At 50.8% G+C, this 21,030-nt stretch carries 17 protein-coding genes; 6 read left to right on the top strand and 11 right to left on the bottom strand.

Annotation, left to right across the window (positions count from 1 at the left end; translation table 11 throughout):
* Positions 1 to 112: 112 nt before the first annotated feature.
* Positions 113 to 937: a glycosyltransferase family 17 protein gene (locus tag AC0IXI_RS03010; protein ID WP_064513945.1), complete on the top strand. Its 825-nt coding sequence runs from the start codon at positions 113 to 115 to the stop codon at positions 935 to 937.
* A gap of 59 nt (positions 938 to 996) precedes the next feature.
* On the opposite strand, the gene lsrG is transcribed toward AC0IXI_RS03010, so the two are convergent.
* The 6 genes from lsrG to lsrA are packed head-to-tail and all read right to left on the bottom strand — an operon-like array spanning position 997 to position 6,721.
* Entirely contained in the window at positions 997 to 1,290 is a 294-nt protein-coding gene (gene lsrG, locus AC0IXI_RS03005; protein WP_064513947.1) for a (4S)-4-hydroxy-5-phosphonooxypentane-2,3-dione isomerase, read from the bottom strand.
* On the bottom strand, positions 1,287 to 2,177 hold the full coding sequence (lsrF, locus tag AC0IXI_RS03000; RefSeq protein WP_471681910.1) for a 3-hydroxy-5-phosphonooxypentane-2,4-dione thiolase: 891 nt from the start codon (positions 2,175 to 2,177) through the stop codon (positions 1,287 to 1,289). The genes lsrG and lsrF overlap by 4 nt, the downstream gene beginning before the upstream one ends.
* A gap of 10 nt (positions 2,178 to 2,187) precedes the next feature.
* Positions 2,188 to 3,207 carry an autoinducer 2 ABC transporter substrate-binding protein LsrB gene (lsrB, locus tag AC0IXI_RS02995; RefSeq protein WP_471681909.1) on the bottom strand — a complete coding sequence of 340 codons (1,020 nt, stop codon included), beginning with the start codon at positions 3,205 to 3,207 and terminating at the stop codon, positions 2,188 to 2,190.
* Between the two features lie 2 nt (positions 3,208 to 3,209).
* The gene (gene lsrD, locus AC0IXI_RS02990) at positions 3,210 to 4,211 is read right to left on the bottom strand and encodes an autoinducer 2 ABC transporter permease LsrD (protein WP_471681908.1); all 1,002 of its coding nucleotides are present in this window, start codon (positions 4,209 to 4,211) and stop codon (positions 3,210 to 3,212) included.
* Positions 4,212 to 5,243, bottom strand: coding sequence for an autoinducer 2 ABC transporter permease LsrC (gene lsrC / locus AC0IXI_RS02985; RefSeq protein ID WP_064513956.1), 1,032 nt, complete (start codon positions 5,241 to 5,243; stop codon positions 4,212 to 4,214).
* Positions 5,240 to 6,721, bottom strand: coding sequence for an autoinducer 2 ABC transporter ATP-binding protein LsrA (lsrA, locus tag AC0IXI_RS02980; protein ID WP_471683194.1), 1,482 nt, complete (start codon positions 6,719 to 6,721; stop codon positions 5,240 to 5,242). Before lsrA ends, lsrC begins: the two co-directional genes overlap by 4 nt.
* Before the next feature lie 230 nt (positions 6,722 to 6,951).
* Between lsrA and lsrR the strand changes: the two genes are divergently transcribed.
* The gene (gene lsrR, locus AC0IXI_RS02975; RefSeq protein ID WP_064513960.1) at positions 6,952 to 7,923 is read left to right on the top strand and encodes a transcriptional regulator LsrR; all 972 of its coding nucleotides are present in this window, start codon (positions 6,952 to 6,954) and stop codon (positions 7,921 to 7,923) included.
* A 29-nt stretch (positions 7,924 to 7,952) separates the two neighbouring features.
* Positions 7,953 to 9,551: an autoinducer-2 kinase gene (gene lsrK / locus AC0IXI_RS02970; RefSeq protein WP_471681907.1), complete on the top strand. Its 1,599-nt coding sequence runs from the start codon at positions 7,953 to 7,955 to the stop codon at positions 9,549 to 9,551.
* A 38-nt stretch (positions 9,552 to 9,589) separates the two neighbouring features.
* On the opposite strand, the gene AC0IXI_RS02965 is transcribed toward lsrK, so the two are convergent.
* Entirely contained in the window at positions 9,590 to 10,972 is a 1,383-nt protein-coding gene (locus AC0IXI_RS02965; protein WP_413499157.1) for a carbohydrate porin, read from the bottom strand.
* Positions 10,973 to 11,436: 464 nt separating this feature from the next.
* On the opposite strand from AC0IXI_RS02965, the gene AC0IXI_RS02960 reads away from it, so the two are divergent.
* Positions 11,437 to 13,455, top strand: coding sequence for an oxidoreductase (locus tag AC0IXI_RS02960; RefSeq protein ID WP_471681906.1), 2,019 nt, complete (start codon positions 11,437 to 11,439; stop codon positions 13,453 to 13,455).
* Here AC0IXI_RS02960 and rlmG read toward each other — a convergent pair.
* Positions 13,452 to 14,588: a 23S rRNA (guanine(1835)-N(2))-methyltransferase RlmG gene (gene rlmG, locus AC0IXI_RS02955; RefSeq protein ID WP_064513965.1), complete on the bottom strand. Its 1,137-nt coding sequence runs from the start codon at positions 14,586 to 14,588 to the stop codon at positions 13,452 to 13,454. The two genes, AC0IXI_RS02960 and rlmG, sit on opposite strands and share 4 nt — an antisense overlap.
* 116 nt (positions 14,589 to 14,704) lie before the next feature.
* On the opposite strand from rlmG, the gene AC0IXI_RS02950 reads away from it, so the two are divergent.
* The gene (locus AC0IXI_RS02950; RefSeq protein WP_410371069.1) at positions 14,705 to 15,205 is read left to right on the top strand and encodes a M48 metallopeptidase family protein; all 501 of its coding nucleotides are present in this window, start codon (positions 14,705 to 14,707) and stop codon (positions 15,203 to 15,205) included.
* Positions 15,206 to 15,280: 75 nt separating this feature from the next.
* Here the strand turns inward: AC0IXI_RS02950 and AC0IXI_RS02945 are convergent, their stop codons facing one another.
* A complete protein-coding gene (locus AC0IXI_RS02945) occupies positions 15,281 to 16,918 on the bottom strand; it encodes a glycerone kinase (protein ID WP_471683193.1) in 1,638 nt (545 codons plus the stop codon).
* Between the two features lie 136 nt (positions 16,919 to 17,054).
* Here AC0IXI_RS02945 and AC0IXI_RS02940 point away from each other — a divergent pair, with 136 nt between their 5' ends.
* Positions 17,055 to 18,557 (top strand): helicase HerA-like C-terminal domain-containing protein, encoded by a 1,503-nt coding sequence (locus AC0IXI_RS02940; protein ID WP_134184756.1) that lies wholly within the window; start codon positions 17,055 to 17,057, stop codon positions 18,555 to 18,557.
* 181 nt (positions 18,558 to 18,738) lie between these two features.
* Here AC0IXI_RS02940 and lptG read toward each other — a convergent pair whose 3' ends face one another.
* The gene (gene lptG, locus AC0IXI_RS02935; RefSeq protein ID WP_064513971.1) at positions 18,739 to 19,818 is read right to left on the bottom strand and encodes an LPS export ABC transporter permease LptG; all 1,080 of its coding nucleotides are present in this window, start codon (positions 19,816 to 19,818) and stop codon (positions 18,739 to 18,741) included.
* Complete coding sequence (gene lptF / locus AC0IXI_RS02930) at positions 19,819 to 20,922, bottom strand: LPS export ABC transporter permease LptF (RefSeq protein WP_064513973.1); 1,104 nt, start codon at positions 20,920 to 20,922, stop codon at positions 19,819 to 19,821.
* Positions 20,923 to 21,030 lie beyond the last annotated feature (108 nt).

Raw genomic sequence — 21,030 nt, 5'->3', positions numbered from 1 at the left:
ATCCCCCGGAGCTATAATGCCGGGGGATATTATAAGCAAACTTATTTTTTTACCCCTCTGAACGCTCTATACTCGCTGATCTTTTCAATATTTAAAATCTGGTCTCCGCCCTATGATCTACGACTGCTTCCTCTACTATGACGAAGATATGTTGCTCGATATTCGACTCAATACACTCAATGACTATGTTGATAAGTTTGTCATTGTTGAATCGACACACTCCTTTACTGGGCAGCCAGTCGAGCTGAATTTTGATATCAACAAATTCGCGCAATTTAAGGACAAGATTATCTATGTTGTCTTTGATGAAAAGCCGGATGCAGACAGTTGGACGAATGAGGCCAGAACGCGGAACGCCATAATGAACGGGCTGACGGCAGCGAAGGAGCAAGACATCATCATCGTGTCTGATGTCGATGAAATTATTCGCCCAGCCGCGCTTGCAGAGTATAAGCCAAACTACCTTTGCTCCACGCTCTACCAGAATTTCTATAATTATCAGTTTAATTTGCAGGTATTTAATAGCGATGGCACGCCCCGCCAGTGCACGTTACCGAGAATGACCAGTTATAAAAATCTGCGTACATTCTTTAATGGCGAGCCAGAAACGTTGCGTAATGTAAAACGCTCAAAAATTCGCAAAAACTGGTTGAAGTGGCGCTGGTTTAAATTAAGAAACAATATTGTGCATAACGCCGGCTGGCATTTCTCTTGGATCATGACGGCTGAACGTATCTCAGAAAAAATGTCGACTATTTCGCACACGGAATACGACACCCCTGAGCTTAACAATCAAGAACATATAAAGAATGCAATTGAGAACGGGTTGGATATTTGGGCTCGAGAAAGAAACCTGCAAGTGGTTGATTTACCAAGTGGGGATTTCCCTGAGTATTTGAAACAAAATGCTCATAAGTTTGCAGAGTTTATTCGCTAAGGTTTAAAACCATCCTCACCCTAACCCACTTCCTGAAGGAGAGGGTTAGGGTGCTAATACTAAGCTGGCAATAACCCCACAAAACTCCTCTTCTTACGCGGTTCTGACATCATCTCATCGAGCCTCTCAACGCAGGTCAGATAATGCGGCGTTTGCTTATGCGCCAGCACGGCTTCATCGTCCTGGTAAGCCTCATAAATAAAGAACCTCGTCGCCACATCAGGGTCCTGCAACACATCAAAACGCAGATTCCCCGGCTCCTTGATTGACCCTTCGTGGTTGGCGCGGAACACGTCCATAAACTCATCGACCCGTTCCGGTTTGATATTAATCTCTACCAGCGTCACATTCATGCTTTGCCTCCCAGATGCTTCTCATCGAGCCAGAACTGATACGCCTCACGGGCGGTGGCATTTTCATGAACCACCTTTTTCACCGCTTTTAGCATGGCAAGTGGCGCGTCTGACTGGAAAATATTACGTCCCATATCCACGCCGGATGCACCCTGATCGATAGCCAGGAAACACATCTCCAGCGCCTCTTGTTCTGGAAGCTTCTTGCCTCCGGCGATAACGATCGGCACCGGACAACTGGCAGCAACCTTCTCGAAACCCTCTTCGACAAAATAGGTTTTCACAAACTGCGCACCAATTTCTGCAGCGATTCGACTGGCGAGCGAGAAATAGCGAGCATCACGCGCCATCTCCTTACCCACACCGGTTACAGCGAGCGTTGGAATGCCATAGCGTGTACCTTCATCCACCAGCTTGATGATGTTGTTGATCGACTGATGTTCGTATTCACTGCCGATATAAATCTGCGCCGCCACCGCGCAGGCATTGAGGCGCAACGCATCCTCCATAGTCACAGCCACACTTTCACGCGACAGTTCACTGAGAATCGAATTCCCGCCAGAAGCGCGTAATACCACCGGTTTGTTGGTAGCAGGCGGCACAACGCTGCGCAGTATTCCGCGTGTACACATCAGCACATCGGTTTCCGGGAATAGAGGTGCGATAGATAAATCAATGCGTTCAAGACCGGTAGTGGGCCCCTGGAAATAACCGTGGTCAAATGCCAACATCACGGTACGCCCAGAGTCAGGATTGAAAATACGCGCCAGCCGCGACTGCATCCCCCAATCCAGTGCCCCACTCCCCTTCAGGTAAAACGCTTTGTTCTCCTGAGGGCGGCCAATACCGTAATCTTTGCCCTCGCGGATATCGTCAAGATCTGCCATTTTCCCACCCTCAGAAATCGTATTTGCCGATATTGTCTTTGGTAAACACCACGCGTTCTGGCAGCAGCACAATGCCGTTACCTTTCGCTTGATACTGGTAGCCCTGTACGCTATTAGGCTCGACTTTCAGGCTGCCAATTTTCGCCACATCAACAGTGTCACCAACATTAAGATCGCCCTTTTTCAGCATGGTATTTGCGACGTTAACCGCAATTTCACCCTGCTGAACCACGTCCCATAGGCCAAAGGCTTTCACCGTTCCACGTTCAACATATGGGCGCATGACGTTTGGTGTGCTGAAACCGACAATCGCAACATTGGTGCGTTTCAGGTTTTCAGAGGCCTGTGCGGCAGCAGGTAATGCGTTAGCATCGGGTGCAATGATCGCATCCAGATCCGGGTACGCTTTTAAGATCCCTTCAGCGGTTTGCAGAGATTTAGTCGCGTCGTTATAGCCAAACTGGGTGGTAACGATTTCCCACTGCGGATGATCTTTGGCAATCTTCGCTTTCGCCTCTTTTACCCACTGATTTTGATCCGTCACCGTTGGGCTCGAGTAGAAGAATGCAACTTTAGCAGCAGATTTAGTAACTTGTTTGGCCGCCATATCCACCAGCATGCCACCGAGCTGTTGCGGCGTTCCCTGGTTGATGTAAATACTGCGACATTCGGGTTTAGTATCAGAATCCCATGTCAGCACTTTTACCCCGCGCTGCATGGCGCGTTTAAGCGCCGGGCACAGCCCATCTGGCGAAACTGCCGAGACAATAATCGCGTTATAACCCTGATTGACGAAGTTGTTGATAAGCTGCACCTGGCCGGAGACGCTTGGTTCAGTTGGCCCGTCGTAAGTCACCGGAACACCGAGATCTTTGCCCGCCTGCATCGCGCCATTACCGCCGCTGGTAAAGAAGCCCACGCCAACCAGTTTTGGAATAAAGGCAATCCTGTCGGCGGCTTGCACACTAACCACACCAAAGGCTAATGCCCATGCACTGAGTTGCAGGACGCGTTTTGTTGTCTGCTTCATAATCACACTCCCGTTAGTTTTCTGTTACCGCGCAAACGACGCCACGCCGCTTGTAGATATTCGCGGTGCAAACTCACCGAACGACCAATGACCACCACAATCAACAGCGCACCGGACAACGCACTCGATACTTGATTAGGCACGCCAGCCATCTGTAAACCTTGTTGCAAATACCCCACCAACAGAGCCGCCAGTGCTGTTCCCAAAATCGAACCGGAGCCGCCATAAATATTCGCGCCACCCAACACAGCCGCCGTTAAAGCAGGCATCAACAAATCGCGCCCTAAATCAGAACGCGCCGAGCCGAAATACGAAACCAGCACAATCGCCGCAATAGCCGACGCCAATCCCACCATGCCGTAGACCCCATACAGTGAGCCGTTCACCGGCAGTGCCGCATAACGCGCCGCACGAGGGTTTTGGCCAATCAGAAAAATATGGCGGCCAAAGCGCGCGCGGTGGGTCAGTAGCCAGAAAATCAGCGTGATAACGGCAAACATCACCAGCGGAATAGGCAGGCCGAAAAGAGTGAGGTTGGCGAAGTTGGTAAACGCATCCGGGAAGCCACCAATACCTTCATAACCCGTCGCACCTGCCATACCGGAAAGCAACAACGCCGCGCCGCCGAACAGATAAAGCGTGCCGAGTGTAATAACCAGCGGGCTGATGCCGGCGTAGTGAATCAATGCCGCATTAAACAATCCGCACAGCAGGCCGACTGCCAGGGTCAAAATTATGGCTAAAGATATTGGCAAACCTGCCTGCAACATCACCCCCAGCGCAATAGCGCACAGGCCAATGGTTGAACCCAACGATATATCAATGCCACCGCTGATGATCACAAGCGTCAGCGGCAACGCCACTATCCCGATGCAGATAAAATCGCTGGTGCTAAACAGCAGCATATTGATGTCTAACATGCGGGGATTAATTGCGCCAAACAGCAAGATTTCAGCCACCAGAATAAGAAGCAGCGCCACTTCCCAGTTGAGTTTTAGCTTCATCTACGCCACATCCTTTTTCTTACGAGGAAAAGGCCGCACATTTTTCGCACCCGGTAATGGCGGTACAAAACGGCTGTATTTCTGCGCCCGCTGATGGCGCGCCAGTGCCTGGCGTAATCGCCCATCCAGCACTAGCACCCCGAGTAAAACCAGACCTGCAATAAAGTCATTCCACCAGGCAGGGAGTTTGAAGAGCACCAGAACGGTGTCGATCTGCGTCAGGAAAAATGCACCGAGAAATGCGCCAATGACGGTTCCTGTACCGCCAAGCAGAGAAATACCGCCCAACACACAAGCTGCGATAGCTTTCATCTCCAGCCCGCTGCCGGTTTGATTAGGTACAAAGCCAATTTGCGAAGCGAAAATAATCCCAGCGATGGCAGCCAGCATGCCATTGAAAGTGAATGCCATAAGACGAGTGCGGTTTACCGAAACACCAAGCTGACGAGCAGCGGCCAGGTTGTCGCCCACAGCGTAAAAATCACGCCCGAAAGCGGTTCGTGCAAATACCCAGGCAGCGATAGCCACTAAAGCAAGAACCGTGAAACCAAGCGGGGAAATCCCCAAAGCGACAGGTTCGGAGAGCGATTTCAGATTAGGGGGCAGTCCTTCAATCCATTTGCCTCCTGTCCATAACAACATACCGCCGCGATAAAGCCCGAGCGTACCAAGCGTTGCGACAATCGCGGGAATGCGCAACCAGACGACTAAAATCCCATTAAAAAAACCCGCCACCGCGCCAATCAACAAGGCAAAAAGCATCGACACCGGCAAGCTGAAGCCGCTGTTAAGCGCCACACCGACAGCAATTGCACACAGTCCAACGGTCGATCCCACCGAAACGTCGATATTGCGCGTCAGCATCACCATCGAAGCTCCTACCGCCAGTAGGATCAGGATCTGAGCGCTGGTGAATATCATGCTTAGCGTTTGCAAGCTGAAGTAGTTGTGATTAAGTGCGACCAACACGCCAAATAGGGCAACTATCGCCAGCAGCGCGCTGAGTTCACGGTTGCGCAGCAATGTTTTCATGCTTTACCTCCGCCAAACGCCATACTCATCATGCGATCCACAGTGATTGCTGGCTTACGTAACTCACCATTCATGGCGCCCTGGTGCATCACCAGCACGCGATCCGCAAGCCCGCTGAACTCATCAAGATCGGATGAGATCATCAGCACTGCAACATTTTGCGCCGCCACACTTTTGATCAGTTGATAGATATCCGCTCGCGCCGCCACATCCACACCGCGCGTTGGCTCATCAATGATGAGCAACAATGGATTGGCTTCAAGACATCGCGCCAGCAGGACTTTTTGCTGATTACCACCAGATAACGTGCGCACCGTCTGCCCGGCATCGTTGAGTTTGATCCCAAGCGCCCGGTGGTAACGTTCCACTATCGCGGACTCCCGCCTGCTTTGTTGCCACAGGCCCGGCTCGTTAAGCACCACTGTGTTCCAGCGGATCGGCGCATCAAGAAATAGCCCGGAAACCTGTCGATCCTCTGGCAAATAAATCAGCCCACGATCGAGCCGTGATTTGGTGCGATCGCCGCTAATTTCACGATTTTCTAAATAAATGTGCCCACCGCGCACCGGCCGTAGACCATAAAGCGTTTCTGCCAGTTCAGTACGCCCGGATCCCACCAGCCCGGCCAGGCCTACGATCTCACCTGCGTACAGTTCAAAACTGAGATCGATAAATCCTTCACCGGTCAGCTCCTGTACGCGCAGTACCGGGAAATCCTGCGCTTCGGTGCGGCGGTTTCCCGGCAGCGCCAGCCATAGTTTTTGCGTATCACTGAGTTTGTGCTGCTTATCGCCAGGGGTCATGGCGTTGATCAACTGCTCATCAAGTAGCTGCGCAGTTTCACCTTGTAACACTACGGCACCGTCACGCATCACTGAGATATGGCTGGCGATCTGGCGAATTTCGGGCAGCTTGTGGGAGATAAAAATGATTCCGACGCCCAGATTTTGCAACGCGCGGATCTGGCGGAACAAGCGATCGGTTTCACCCGGTGTGAGAGACGCGGTAGGCTCGTCCAGGATCAGGATCTTCGCCTCACGCATTAAACCACGCAGGATCTCCACCATCTGTTGATCGGCAACTTCCAGCGTACTGGCTGTAGCGCTAAGAGGGATCTGACATTCAAGCTGCCGCATTTTCTGTTGCAGGCGCTTTTCCATATCGTTTTGCCGCGGCAGCCGAAAAAGGATGTTCTCGCGCACCGTCAGATTTGGAAACAGCATCGGTTCCTGCGGCACAAGGTAAATGCCTAACTCGTGCGCCTGCCCTGGTTTGAGCCGCCCAAATGCTTTGCCTTGTACCTTCAGTTCACCGCTATCGGGGGTTTCCACCCCGGCAAAAATCTTCATCAGTGTGGATTTCCCTGCCCCATTACCGCCCAGCAATGCGTGCACCTGCCCTGCATACAGAGCAAAATCAATAGCTTTGAGCACGCTCACACCAGAAAACTGTTTGCTTATCTGGCGTGCTTCAAGCATTGCGGTGGGGTTGGGCATCGTCACTCCACAATTGAACAAAAGAGAAATTGAATTAATAATGTTCAAAAGCGTAGACGCCGGGTAATTTTTACAACAGGGCAGAGATCACAAAATTTTTAAATAGATCAGCTAAACCATTTGCATCTGAAAATGATCTTTTTGCCGTGCGCTTCACATTTTCTTACCCGCACCTTCGAACATATGATCTAAATTTTAATAAGAGTTCACTTATGAGCGATAAACGAGCAGCAGAAGAAGGGAAACTAGCAGCGCTCCCCATGGCCGAAGAAGAGCTATTGGCACGCGTGGCCTGGTCTTACTACCACGACGGCCTGACGCAGAATGATATTGGTGAGCGACTTGGGCTGCCACGGTTAAAGATTTCACGCTTACTGGAGAAAGGGCGTCAATCTGGGGTGATTCGCGTACAGATTAACTCGCGTTTTGAAGGATGCCTGGCACTGGAAACCCAGTTGCAGCAGCGATTCGGCCTCAAAATTGCGCGTGTACTTCCCGCGCATAACACCCCGCCGATGAACACGCGATTAGGCATTGGCGCAGCGCAATCACTGATGGGGATTCTGGAACCAGGGCAGTTGTTGGCGGTGGGATTTGGTGAGGCAACGATGAATTGCCTCCAACATTTGAGTGGTTTTATCAGCTCGCAACAGATTCGTCTGGTGACGCTTTCCGGCGGTGTTGGGCCGTACATGACTGGCATCGGACAATTGGATGCAGCATGTAGCGTTAGCATGATCCCGGCACCACTGCGGGTTTCATCGCCACAAGTGGCAGAGATTTTACGCATGGAGTCGAGCGTGCGGGATGTCATTCTCGCCGCCACGGCCGCGGATGTCGCAGTGGTGGGTATCGGCGCTATCAATCAGAAGCGTGATGCGACCATTTTACGTTCCGGTTATATCAGCGAGGGAGAACAACTGATGTACGCCCGCAAAGGTGCTGTGGGCGATATTCTTGGCTATTTCCTGCAAGCGGATGGCGAACTGGTGGAAGCTCTGGAAATTCACCGCGAACTGCTTGGCGTAACGCTCGACGACCTGGCGCATCTCCCAACCATTGTGGGTGTCGCGGGAGGCGTGGACAAAGCGGACGCTATTTATGCCGCACTTCGAGGCCTGCGAATAAACGGCCTGGTGACGGAAGAAGAGACTGCGCGGGCAGTGTTAGCTTTGGCTGATTAACCTCGCGCCTTAGGTTGCGGGGATAATCAATGAGTTACTTGTTGGCATTAGACGCCGGGACGGGCAGTATTCGCGCCGTCATCTTTGATACTTCAGGCCACCAGATTGCCGTCGGCCAGGCTGAATGGAAACATTTAAGCATCACCGATGTCCCCGGATCGATGGAGTTTGATCTCTCAACCAACTGGCAGCTTGCCTGCCAGTGCATCCGTGAAACTCTCCAAAAAGCACATCTTCCACCGGGTGCTATCAGCGCCGTTTCCTGCTGTTCGATGCGCGAAGGGATCGTGCTCTACGATCATAACGGCGATCCTATCTGGGCATGTGCCAACGTTGATGCCCGCGCCAGCCGTGAAGTCAGCGAACTTCAAGAAATCCATGATTTCCAGTTTGAATCCGAGGTTTATCATGTTTCTGGCCAAACGCTGGCGCTAAGCGCTATGCCGCGCCTGTTGTGGCTTGCGCATCATCGTCCGGATATTTATCGCCAGGCCGCGACCGTGACCATGATCAGCGACTGGCTGGCAGCGAAACTCAGCGGCGAGCTGGCGGTTGATCCTTCTAATGCAGGTACAACAGGAATGCTTGATCTGGCGACCCGTGACTGGCAACCGTCACTGATGGATATGGCTGGATTGCGAGCAGATATTCTCTCGCCAGTTAAAGAAACCGGTACGGTACTTGGTGGTGTAACACAAGAAGCGTCGCAGCACAGTGGTTTACTGGCTGGCACCCCGGTGGTTATGGGTGGTGGCGATGTGCAGCTAGGTTGTGTCGGGCTTGGCGTTGTCCGCGCCGGGCAGGCGGCAGTATTGGGTGGGACATTCTGGCAGCAGGTAGTGAACCTGCCTGCTATCAAAACCGATCCGGAGATGAATATCCGCATTAACCCGCATGTCATCGGCAACATGGTGCAGGCGGAATCCATCAGCTTCTTCACCGGCCTGACGATGCGTTGGTTCCGGGATGCTTTCTGCGCCGAAGAAAAACTGCTGGCAGAAAGGCTTGGCGTGGACACTTACGCCCTGCTCGAAGATATGGCTGCGCGAGTTCCTGCGGGCTCTCACGGCGTGATGCCGATTTTCTCCGACGCCATGCATTTCAAACAGTGGTATCACGCAGCACCGTCGTTTATTAACCTCTCAATCGACCCCGAAAAATGCAATAAAGCGACACTATTCCGCGCGTTAGAAGAGAATGCTGCGATTGTTTCAGCGTGCAATCTTGAGCAGATTTCCGGTTTTTCCGGCATCCAGTTTGAATCATTGGTATTTGCAGGCGGTGGTTCTAAAGGCGCGTTGTGGAGCCAGATCCTGAGTGATGTAACAGGGTTACCAGTGCGTGTGCCAGTCGTTAAGGAGGCGACAGCACTCGGTTGTGCTATTGCCGCAGGCGTAGGTGCTGGGTTGTTTAACGACCTTGCTGAGGCGGGTGAGCGCCTTGTGCAATGGCAACGCGAATTCACGCCAAATCGAGCGCACCGTCAGCTGTATGACGAGATGAAACGCAAATGGACGAAGGTGTATGCTGACCAGCTTACACTGGTGGATAGCGGTTTAACCACTTCTATGTGGAAGGCCCCAGGCCTGGTGATGCGCCCTCAACCAGGCCCTCTCCCTGAGGGCTGAACGGTCCGGGGTTAGGGTGAGGGCGCTTCTAACTCACATTAGAAATAATATTTAAATCTCACACGTCCACCGTAGCGCGTGTTGTCGTCGCCATCACTGCCGTCATGATCAGCGCTAACCCACGACACATAAGTCCCGAGATAAATATTAAAGTTCTTCATACCCATCACGTTCGGGAATTGATAGGAAGAGTGGATGGTGTGGATATCGTAAGTGCCGGCATTGGTTATCCAGCAATCGTCGTCACAGGTACCCATCGCTGAGTTAACATCAAACTTATCAATGTCGTTATGCGCGTAGATATAACCTAGCTCGAAGCGCTGCCACAATGCGTTGACACCTGCGGTGAAATCGGTTTCATCGGCGGCGTCGAGGTAGGCCGTATTGAAGTTAGCAACGATGCCGTTATCCGGATCGTTTTTCAGTCCATTCCACGTCATGGTCAAGCCGTAACCAGTACGGCTGGATTGATCTACTATTTTACCGTTGGCATCTTTGTAACCGTAAGCGTTATCCACCACTTGGGCTTCCATCGCGGCAGCAACCGAGAATGCATCTTGCGACCAAGAGATCACCGGACGCAGATAAGCCACATTCTTATCTTTAGTCAATTCGTTACCATGATATTCCTTGTCCTGGTAGAGCGAGGTGCCGTCTTCCAGCAAGGTATTCAACTCAAAATACCAATTATCTATTGTTTTGCTCATCAGGAAGCTACCGCCAGAATCGCTACGCCCACGCCCTTCTTTCATCATGTAGATATAGCCGTAGCCATCACCGTAAAGATCATTTGCAGTATTGCCCGAGTACTCGACAAAGGTATCCTGGTTAAGCGGGAACATATCGTAGGCTTCGAAACGCCCGATCTTAATTTTCCAGTCATTTTCCTGGCCAAAGAAGAACGCTGCATCATCAAGATTCATATGCCCGGTTAAGTCTGCCAATGGTTGTGCAGTGAAACCCGCAAATTTGCCGTCATCCATTCGGCGATAACCATCAAACCCAAGCAGTAAACGACCATTAATATCCCAGCGTTCGTTATTACCATCTGCCCAGTTAATATTGGCACTACGACGCATAGATGTCAGACCATTACTGCGGCTGGCGGCATCCATATTAAATTCCACGTCGCCATAAATTTTTAGATCTCCGTACCCCGTTAATTGTAATTTTGGTGATTGATTATCGGTTTTACTATTAACAGATTGCTCACTGACAACAGTAACAGGAGCAGTGACGGGTGCTGGGGTAGATTTTATTTTTTGAATTTCTGATTCTGCCGTGGACGCACGTTTTTCAGCTGCTATAAGCCTTTGTTCTAACAGGTCAAGACGTTGTTCTAACGCACGTTCATTGTTTGAAGCCATAGCTCCACTGGATATTACCGCACTCGTAAATAATGCTAAAAACTTTATTTTTATACGCATCATACATCCTTATAAATGAATAATTTATATAATCCTCGTGAATAGATAAGAGCATACTAATATATAGAGAATAAAATAAATCGCAGCTCTAGCTTTAATTACAACAAAAAACAAAATAGCAACTTTTATTTTTCACTTCAAAATATTAAGTGCCAGAACCGTAGCTTTATCACATTCGAATAAATAAAAATTAAAACAGAGCGATGATATATTCATCATGAGAATATGAAAATAGATATATATATATTACCCTCAGTTTTTTAACGAAATTTATGCATACGTAAACGTAAATTCATAACTGAGAGCAATCGGAAGGCCGCGTTGCTGGAGAGGAAAAACTTCATCGTTCTTTGAATCACGTCACAATCATCAGACAACTTTTCCACATTTACGCTACATCCCGCTAAATTACTAACTCATCCGACCACATAATAATAATGACCTTTCAGGAAGAGAATATGAGCTATCCGTCGCTGCTTGCCCCGCTAGATCTGGGTTTCACCCAGCTTAAAAACCGTGTGCTGATGGGTTCGATGCATACCGGACTTGAAGAACATCCGAATGGCGCCGAGCGTTTAGCCGCTTTTTATGCCGAGCGTGCGCGTCACGGTGTGGCATTGATTGTGACTGGCGGCGTTGCCCCTTCCCCTTCGGGTGTCGGTGTAGAAAGCGGCGCGGTACTCAATGATGAAAGCCAGCTTGCCCACCACCGCATCGTGGCCGACGCCGTGCACCGTGAAGGTGGGAAGATTGCCCTGCAAATCCTGCACACCGGGCGCTACAGCTACCAGCCAAACCCGGTCGCCCCTTCCGCTATTCAGGCTCCGATTAACCGCTTTAAGCCTCATGCATTAACCCATGATGAAATCCTTACGTTGATTGAAGAGTTTGCTCAGTGCGCACATCTCGCGCAACAAGCCGGATATGACGGCGTGGAAATCATGGGGTCTGAAGGCTACCTAATTAACCAGTTTCTGGCGGCAAGGACCAACCAGCGCGATGATGAATGGGGTGGCGATTACACCCGACGCATGCGTTTTGCGGTAGAAGTGGTACGCGCGGTGCGTGAGAAAGTGGGAGCGAATTTTATTATCATTTATCGCCTGTCGATGCTGGATTTGGTCGATGGCGGCGGCACGTTTGAAGAAGCCGTTGAACTTGCAAAAGCGATTGAAAAAGCCGGTGCCACGTTGATTAACACTGGCATTGGCTGGCATGAAGCGCGTATTCCAACCATCGCAACACCGGTGCCGCGCGGTGCATTCAGCTGGGTAACACGCAAATTAAAAGGACAGGTTTCGATCCCTTTAGTCACCACCAACCGCATTAACGATCCGCAAACTGCCGAAAAGATCCTTGCCGAAGGTGATGCCGATATGGTGTCAATGGCGCGGCCATTCCTCGCCGATGCTGAGTTTGTGTCTAAAGCCGAGCAAGGGCGTGAAGATGAGATCAATATCTGCATCGGCTGTAATCAGGCGTGTCTGGACCAGATTTTCCTCGGTAAAGTCACTTCTTGCCTGGTAAACCCGCGTGCCTGTCATGAAACCAAAATGCCCATCGTCCCGGCCACAGTGCATAAAAACCTGGCGGTAGTGGGGGCAGGCCCCGCAGGATTAGCTTTTGCGATCAACGCCGCAGCGCGTGGCCACAAAGTGACATTATTCGATGCCGCTTCGGAAATCGGTGGGCAGTTTAATATTGCCAAGCAGATCCCCGGCAAAGAGGAATTTTACGAAACACTGCGCTACTACCGCCGCATGCTAGGGATTACGGGCGTTGAAGTACGCCTGAATCAGTACGTCACCGCCCCGCTGCTTAAAGAGTTCGACGAGATTATTCTCGCCTGCGGCATCGAGCCACGCTTGCCGCTTATCGACGAGATCATGCATCCTAAAGTGCTCAATTATATCGATGTACTGCGTGAGAAAGCGCCAGTGGGTGACCGCGTGGCAATCATCGGTGCTGGCGGAATTGGTTTTGATACCGCGATGTATTTAAGCCAGGAAGGGGAGTCCACCAGCCAGAATATCGCCGAGTTTTGCGTGGAATGGGGCATCGACACTAGCCTGCAACATGCGGGGGGCTTGCGCCCGGAAGGTGTGCATCTGCATAAAAGCCCACGCCAGATTGTGATGCTACAGCGCAAAACCAGTAAGCCAGGCGAAGGATTGGGCAAAACAACGGGCTGGATCCATCGCACAACACTGTTAGCTCGCGGTGTGAAAATGGTGGCGGGTGTGACTTATGAACGCATTGACGATGAAGGGCTACATATTACAGTCGGTGGAGAGCCACAAACGCTGGCGGTCGATAACGTGATTATTTGTGCCGGGCAAGACTCACGCCGTGAACTGGCGCAACCGTTGCGTGAACTGGGGAAAACAATGCATTTGATTGGTGGTGCGGATGTGGCGATGGAGCTGGATGCCCGGCGCGCAATCGCGCAGGGCACCCGTTTAGCACTGGAAATTTAGCGAAGACGGCCTAGTTTCACGGCTTTTAATACGACGAATTTCTTGTTCGTAGCAACGGTGTCACAGTTACCGAAGATCTTCTTCAGTTTATGGTAGTAATCCAGATGGCGGTTAGCAACGATGTACAGCTCGCCGCCATTTTGCAGGCAACGACGGGCGTGGTGGAACATTTCCCACGCAACCTGATCGGTCAGCGCATGCTGCTGATGGAACGGTGGGTTGCACAGAATAGTGTTAAAGCGGTATGGCTCAACACCGGACAATGCGTTGTTGATCATAAACTCACAACGATCCAGGTTTTCTGGCATGTTGGTTTCAACGTTCAGGCGGCTTGAAGCAACGGCCATCGGTGATTCATCAACAAATACCACGTTCGCTTCCGGGTTTTGCTCAAGCAAGTGCAAACCGACCACGCCGTTACCACAACCTAAATCAACAATTTCACCTTCAAGGCCTGTCGGTAGATTTTCGATAAAGAAGCGCGCGCCAATATCCAGACCGGTACGGGAAAAGACGTTAGCGTGGTTATGAATCGTCCACGGCGTGCCTTCCAGTTTCCAGTTCAGCGTTTCGGGTACTTCTTTAATTGCCGGAGCATTGAACGTCGTGTTGATCAGACGCGCTTTTTTCCACGCAAGTGTTGTGGTGGTTGGCCCAAGGATCTTTTCAAACAACTCGATGGTTGAGTTGTGAATATCACGCGTTTTTGCACCCGCGATAATACGTGTTTCAGGGGTCACAACATGGCGCAAAGCACGAAGCTGTTGCTCAAGCAGTGCCAGCGTTTTAGGGATCTTAATCAGAACCACGGCTGGCGCTTCCGGGTATTTAACGGTGCTATCAAGGAACGTTACGTTGGATTCAACGATGCCGTTCTCACGCAAGTTCTCACGGATAGCCAGTTCGCTAAGATACGAGTCACTGATGCTGTATGGCTTGTGTTCAGCCAGCACGCAAGACAGGGCCCCGAAAGTGTCGTTAAAAATCAGGACCGGGCCACTGATTTCGATTTCGTCCAGTTGCTGCAAAAGATAATCATCGGCAGCTTCCCACGCCTGTAGTGGGTTAACGTCATCCGTTTCTGGAAAACGTTTTAGTGTCAGTGAACGGAAACCGTCGTCTAATTGGCTCATCGGCCCTCCTGGATGGTAAAATTTCGGCGTAATCCCCGAATGGGGGCGTGAGTATACCCTTTTTTTCCTCAAACTGCGCAACTGCCTTTTGAAAGACGTCGAGCGAGCGAGATCTAATGAGCAATTTAACCTACCTTCAAGGCTATCCCGAGCATTTGCTCGCACAGGTCAGAACATTAATTGCGGAACAACGTCTGGGCGAGGTGCTGCAAAAACGGTATCCGGATACGCATAACATCACCACCGATAAAGCGTTGTATGCGTGGACGCAAGATCTGAAAAACCAGTATCTGCGCAATGCGCCACCGGTGAATAAAGTGGCTTATGACAGCAAGATTCACGTGCTAAATAATGCACTGGGCTTACACACGGCAGTGTCACGCGTTCAGGGAAACAAGCTAAAAGCCAAAGCGGAGATTCGTGTCGCGACGGTATTTAAGAATGGGCCAGAAGCCTTTTTGCGCATGATTGTGGTTCACGAGCTGGCTCACCTGAAAGAGAAAGACCACAACAAAGCATTCTATTCACTGTGCTGCCATATGGAGCCGCAATATCACCAACTGGAGTTTGATACGCGGCTTTGGTTAACGCAGATGGCATTGAACGGGCAGGCTTGAGCAACATCTTCCTGCCAAATCATGCAATTGTAGGTCGGATTAGCGCCAGCGACATCCGACACAATCACGATGCCATTACTTCAACCCGGCAAAGACCGCAGCAATCGCCACAGCCCCAGGATCTTTCACCCCTTTCAGGTTATCGCTGTTCACATATGACGAGCGCCCGGCATTCGCCTTTTGCATCTGCACCGTTGCCTCTGCACCATCTTGTGCAGCCTTCACTGCAGCGTTCAAATCGCTATCTTTCAAGGCTTCAAGCGCTGGTTGTAATGCGTCTATCAACGTCCGATCGCCAAGATCGGCACCGCCGTAGCGTTTCATCTGTTCAAGACCAAACAACAGCGCATCGGCAATCGGCTGCTTTTTAGCCACCTTTTGCCCGGCAGCCGTGAAGAAAATGGACATCAATACACCGCTTGAGCCGCCCATCACAGTGGCAAGCCGTTCACCAATCAACTCCAGCAAAACGGCCGAATCATTTAATGGCAGCTTTCCGTCATCGTTAAGCTGCGCGATATCCCGCGCACCCTGTGCAAATGTCGAGCCGGTGTCGCCATCCCCAACTTTAGCATCCAGGGCATTCAACACTTTTTCCTGCTCGATAAGCGTCTTTGTGATACTGGCGACCAGTGCTTTCACCGTGGCATTTTCCGATGATTTTACCTGCATCCCCTTACGGATAATGCTGTGTTTTTGCATCGGCATTGTGTGAAGCTTCACCATGGTTTGCCAGCCCGCCGTTTCTACATCTGCCTGTAACGCTTTAATAAATTGGTCATTAAGCACAATGGTTGAGAGCGAAAAACCTTTCATATCAAGCGCGGTAACCAACGGCGCCGGGCCAATCAAATAGTCGATTTGTTCTTTTAATTCTGAATGCGCAAGCTCTTTGGTCAGAATAGCCATCTCCAGCGATGACACTCCGCCCAGGTTGTTGACTAGCACCGCAAGCCTTGTGTCTGTACCGGTCTTTTTACGCAAATGTTTTACCAGCGTCGCCACCGTTTGCTGACTGTTCTGGCTGGCAACAGTGCTTGCACCAGGTTCACCGTGGATACCCAGCCCTAACTCAACATGGCCGCCTTTGATGCGCCCTTCTTCCTCGTTTTGATCGGGCAGATTGCAGGTTTGCATGGCGACACCGATGCTGGCAATGCTGTCGCAGGCACTTTGCGCGATGTCTCGAACATCACTCAGTGATTTCCCCTGCTCTGCGGCAAAGCCCGCAATTTTGTGTACCAGTACCGTCCCGGCAATTCCACGCGGCTGCTTGTTATCGGGCAGAGAAATATCATCACCAACAATAACCATCTCCACTCTCAGGCCGTGCTTTTTAGCTTTCTCGGCTGCCAGCCCGAAATTCAGGCGGTCACCGGTATAGTTTTTGACGATAAGCAGGCAACCACGGTCGCCGGTAACGGCCACAATGGCGTTTAATACCGCATCCACGCTCGGTGATGCGAACAGGTCGCCACATACCGCAGCGGTGAGCATCCCCTTACCAACAAAGCCTGCATGCGCTGGTTCATGGCCCGAACCACCGCCAGAAATAATCGCTACTTTGCTTTTGTTCCAGTCTTTACGTACCACCACGCGAATAGCGGGATCGGTATCTAACCGGGCCAGGTTATGAAAACGAGAGCTGATGATGACGCCTTCGATGGCATCGTTGACCATTTGCTGGCGGTCATTAAAGAAGAATCTGGACATAGTTTCCCAACAATAAGTAATACATATGCAAAGCATAGCCTTTGCTGCGAGAGATGCCGCAAACCAGGATTTTTGCGTGATGACGTTCCCTATCCACTTGCTATGCTTATGGAAATGTTGCCACAGGAAAATCACCATGACTGCGCCGCTCCTGATTGCCAGAACCACCGAACAAGAACTGCATCTGTTGCCCAGTATGGCAAACCGTCACGGGTTAATAACCGGGGCTACGGGCACTGGTAAAACCGTGACGCTGCAAAAACTGGCCGAGTCATTTTCAGAAATCGGTGTGCCAGTATTTATGGCTGATGTAAAAGGCGACCTCACGGGTATTGCGCAAGAGGGTGCTGAATCCGAAAAGCTGCTCGCAAGGCTTGCCAAAATTGGCGTGACTGACTGGTCACCTCATAGCAATCCAGTTGTCTTGTGGGATATTTTTGGCGAAAAAGGCCACCCGGTGCGAGCAACGGTGTCCGATCTTGGCCCATTGCTACTTTCACGTCTGCTCAACCTCAATGAAGTCCAGTCCGGCGTACTGCAAATCATCTTCCGCATTGCTGACGATCAGGGTTTATTACTGCTCGATTTTAAAGACCTACGGGCAGCAACACAGTACATCGGCGATAACGCAAAATCGTTCCAGAACCAATATGGCAATATCAGCAGTGCATCTGTGGGTGCCATTCAGCGTGGGCTGTTGCAGCTTGAGCAACAGGGAGCTGAATATTTCTTTGGCGAACCGATGCTGGATATCAAAGACTGGATGCGCACTGATGCTAATGGTAAAGGAATTATCAATATTCTATCAGCCGAAAAGCTCTATCAGATGCCCAAACTTTACGCCGCCAGCCTGTTGTGGATGCTTTCGGAAATCTATGAGCAATTACCTGAAGCGGGCGACCTGGAAAAACCCAAACTGGTGTTCTTCTTCGACGAAGCGCATCTGTTGTTTAACGATGCCCCACAGGTATTGTTGGACAAAATCGAGCAGGTAATTCGCCTGATTCGTTCCAAAGGCGTTGGGGTCTATTTTGTTTCCCAAAACCCATCTGATATTCCAGACACCGTGCTCGGCCAGCTCGGTAACCGCATTCAACATGCACTGCGTGCTTTTACGCCTAAAGACCAAAAAGCCGTAAAAACCGCCGCACAAACCATGCGCGCAAATCCAAAATTCGATACCGAAAAAGCGATTCAGGAGTTAGGAACCGGCGAGGCACTTATCTCATTGCTGGATGAAAAAGGCAGCCCAACAGTGGTTGAGCGAGCCATGGTTATCGCCCCGTGTTCACGTATGGGACCAGTCACTGACGATGAACGCAACGGGTTACTTAACCACTCACCGCTGTACGGCAAATACGATGAAACTGTCGACAGAGAATCGGCGTATGAGCGTTTGCAAAAGGGCGTTCAGACGGCTGGTGAGCAACAAAATGCACCACCTGCTAAAGGTGAAGCTGTAGCGGTTGATAGCGGTATTCTCGGCGGGCTGAAAGATATTCTGTTTGGCACCACAGGGCCGCGTGGCGGCAAGAAAGATGGCGTAGTGCAAACCATGGCGAAGAGTGCGGCACGCCAGGTAACTAACCAAATTATTCGCGGAGTTTTAGGCAGTATTATGGGTGGGCGTAAACGGTAATTTCTACACTTTAGTCCTTCGCTTTTACGAGAAAGGCCATTTTAGTCAATCAGGTCAATACCCAAAATAATTCGAGGTGCAGGTAGGCGGCAAGAGAGCAAACTCCCAGGAGCTTACATAAGTAAGTGACTGGGATTTGCGAGCGCAGCCAACACCCCTGCAACTCGAAGTATGACGGGTATTAGCCCGAGCGCTTCATCATCATCCAAAGACTGATAAGGAAGAACGTCGCACTGGGTAACAACGCACCCAAAATCGGTGGGATGCTATACACGAGGCTTAGCGGGCCAAAGATTTGGTCAAGCACGTAGAAGACGAAACCAAAGCTGATACCAGTGACAACCCGCACACCCATTGGCACGCTACGCAGCGGGCCAAAGATGAATGACAGAGCCATCAGCATCATTACCGCAACGGAGAGCGGCGCAAAGATTTTGCTCCACATGTTGAGCTGGTAACGCCCGGCATCCTGGCCACTGGATTTCAGATACTTCACATAATTGTGCAGGCCGCTGATAGAAAGTGCGTCCGGGTCCAGCGCCACCACACCCAGTTTGTCTGGGGTCAGGTTGGTTTTCCACTCACCGCTAACGGTTTGGGCACCGGTAATTTGCTTCTCATTTGTCAGATTTGACTCATCAACCTGTGACAAACGCCATACCTTATGTTCCACATCGTACTGGGCCGATGCCGCATAACGAACAGATTGCAGGCGACGCTCTTTGTTAAAACTATAAATACTCACGCCCGCCAAATCGTTATCGCCTTTCACGCGCTCGATATAGACAAAACTGTGGCCATCTTTAGCCCACAAGCCTTGCTGAGTTGTCAGCAAAGAACCGCCATACATCTGCTGTGCACGGTAGTTACGCGCCATTTGCTCGCCTTGCGGAGCAACCCATTCACCAATCGCCATGGTCAGTAACACCAACGGAATAGCCGTTTTCATCACTGACAGCGCGATTTGCATACGCGTAAAACCAGAAGCTTGCATCACCACCAGTTCACTACGTTGCGCCAGCATCCCCAACCCAAGTAGAGCACCAAGCAGTGCTGCCATCGGGAAGAAGATCTGGATATCTTTTGGAATGCTAAGGACGGTATATACACCTGCGCCCATTGCTGAATAGCTACCCTGCCCGGCCTTTTTCAACTGGTCGACAAACTTAATAATGCCCGACAGCGACACCAGCATGAAGAGTGTCATCATGATGGTGGTAAAGATGGTTTTACCGATATAACGGTCGAGAACACCAAACATTTATGCCGCTCCTCGTGTTTTGCTAAAGCTTGCACGTAGCCGGCGCATCGGCACCGTATCCCACACATTGAGGACAATCGCGATGGCAAAATAGACCAGATTAACCAACCATATCCAGATCATCGGATCGATTTTCCCCTTCGCCGCATTCGATTTCAACGAGGTCTGAAGCAGGAAGAAAATCAGATACAACAACATAGCCGGAAGCATTGAAAGCACGCGCCCCTGCCGTGGGTTAACCACGCTTAATGGCACCACCATCAACGCCATAATGACAACGGCCATGATGAGTGTCAGACGCCAATGCAGTTCAGCGCGAGCATTTGGCGAATCGTTAGTCCACAGGGCTTTCATGTACATCTGACTGGAATCTTCAGGGTCAAGCGCCACCGTCTGGTGCCCTACAACCGCCTGATAATCCTGGAAGTCAGTAATACGAAAATCGCGCAGTAATGCCGTACCTTCGAAACGCGTACCGGTATTGAGCGTCACAACCTGCGAACCGTCTGGGCGTTGGGATAAATGGCCGGAATCCGCAACCACTACCGATGGACGTGCATTACCTTTCGGGCGCAACTGAGCCAGGAAAACGTCTTTAAAACTTGAGCCGTCAACGCTTTCAATGAACAAAACTGAGTTGCCGTCGGTCGCTTGCTGGAATTGCCCTTGAGCAAGTGCAGCCATACCAGGGTTAGCTTTGGCCTCAGCCAATACTTCGTCCTGATGACGAGAAGACCACGGCCCAAGCCACATTACGTTGACTGTTGCAATTGCACCGGTAAAGAGTGCGAGGATCATTGCAGCTTTGATCAGCACCGCTTTACTCAAACCGCAGGCATGCATTACCGTGATTTCACTTTCGGTATACAGTCGGCCTAGCGTCATGAGCAGCGCAAGGAAAAGGCTAAGTGGAAGGATGAGCTGCGCCATTTCAGGCACACCAAGTCCTAACAAAGAAAGTACGAGGTTTGTCGGAATATCGCCGTCAACCGCCGCCCCGAGAATCCTGACCAGCTTCTGACAAAAGAAGATCAGTAGCAGGATGAAGAGGATCGCAAGTTGGCTTTTGAGCGTCTCCCGAACCAGATATCTTATGATAATCACATTAAATACGCCTGTGAAAACGAGTCTTTTTGCAGGAAAATCGCTTGTTTCATCGCTTATACGTCATTTATTCTCTTGAGTCGTCGAAAACATCGCTAAGATTAAAAA

This window comes from Buttiauxella sp. AC038 (assembly GCF_979253565.1).
This window is presented reverse-complemented; position numbering and strand designations above follow the sequence as displayed.

Excerpts from the sequence above, each read along its gene's own strand:
- lsrA (WP_471683194.1), bottom strand. The coding sequence starts at position 6,721 with ATGCTTGAAGCACGCCAGATAAGCAAACAGTTTTCTGGTGTGAGCGTG.
- rlmG (WP_064513965.1), bottom strand. The coding sequence starts at position 14,588 with ATGAGCCAATTAGACGACGGTTTCCGTTCACTGACACTAAAACGTTTT.
- lsrK (WP_471681907.1), top strand. The coding sequence starts at position 7,953 with ATGAGTTACTTGTTGGCATTAGACGCCGGGACGGGCAGTATTCGCGCC.
- lsrR (WP_064513960.1), top strand. The coding sequence starts at position 6,952 with ATGAGCGATAAACGAGCAGCAGAAGAAGGGAAACTAGCAGCGCTCCCC.
- lsrB (WP_471681909.1), bottom strand. The coding sequence starts at position 3,207 with ATGAAGCAGACAACAAAACGCGTCCTGCAACTCAGTGCATGGGCATTA.
- AC0IXI_RS02950 (WP_410371069.1), top strand. The coding sequence starts at position 14,705 with ATGAGCAATTTAACCTACCTTCAAGGCTATCCCGAGCATTTGCTCGCA.
- lptG (WP_064513971.1), bottom strand. The coding sequence starts at position 19,818 with ATGTTTGGTGTTCTCGACCGTTATATCGGTAAAACCATCTTTACCACC.
- AC0IXI_RS02940 (WP_134184756.1), top strand. The coding sequence starts at position 17,055 with ATGACTGCGCCGCTCCTGATTGCCAGAACCACCGAACAAGAACTGCAT.
- lsrG (WP_064513947.1), bottom strand. The coding sequence starts at position 1,290 with ATGAATGTGACGCTGGTAGAGATTAATATCAAACCGGAACGGGTCGAT.
- lsrD (WP_471681908.1), bottom strand. The coding sequence starts at position 4,211 with ATGAAGCTAAAACTCAACTGGGAAGTGGCGCTGCTTCTTATTCTGGTG.
- AC0IXI_RS03010 (WP_064513945.1), top strand. The coding sequence starts at position 113 with ATGATCTACGACTGCTTCCTCTACTATGACGAAGATATGTTGCTCGAT.
- lsrC (WP_064513956.1), bottom strand. The coding sequence starts at position 5,243 with ATGAAAACATTGCTGCGCAACCGTGAACTCAGCGCGCTGCTGGCGATA.
- AC0IXI_RS02960 (WP_471681906.1), top strand. The coding sequence starts at position 11,437 with ATGAGCTATCCGTCGCTGCTTGCCCCGCTAGATCTGGGTTTCACCCAG.
- lsrF (WP_471681910.1), bottom strand. The coding sequence starts at position 2,177 with ATGGCAGATCTTGACGATATCCGCGAGGGCAAAGATTACGGTATTGGC.
- AC0IXI_RS02945 (WP_471683193.1), bottom strand. The coding sequence starts at position 16,918 with ATGTCCAGATTCTTCTTTAATGACCGCCAGCAAATGGTCAACGATGCC.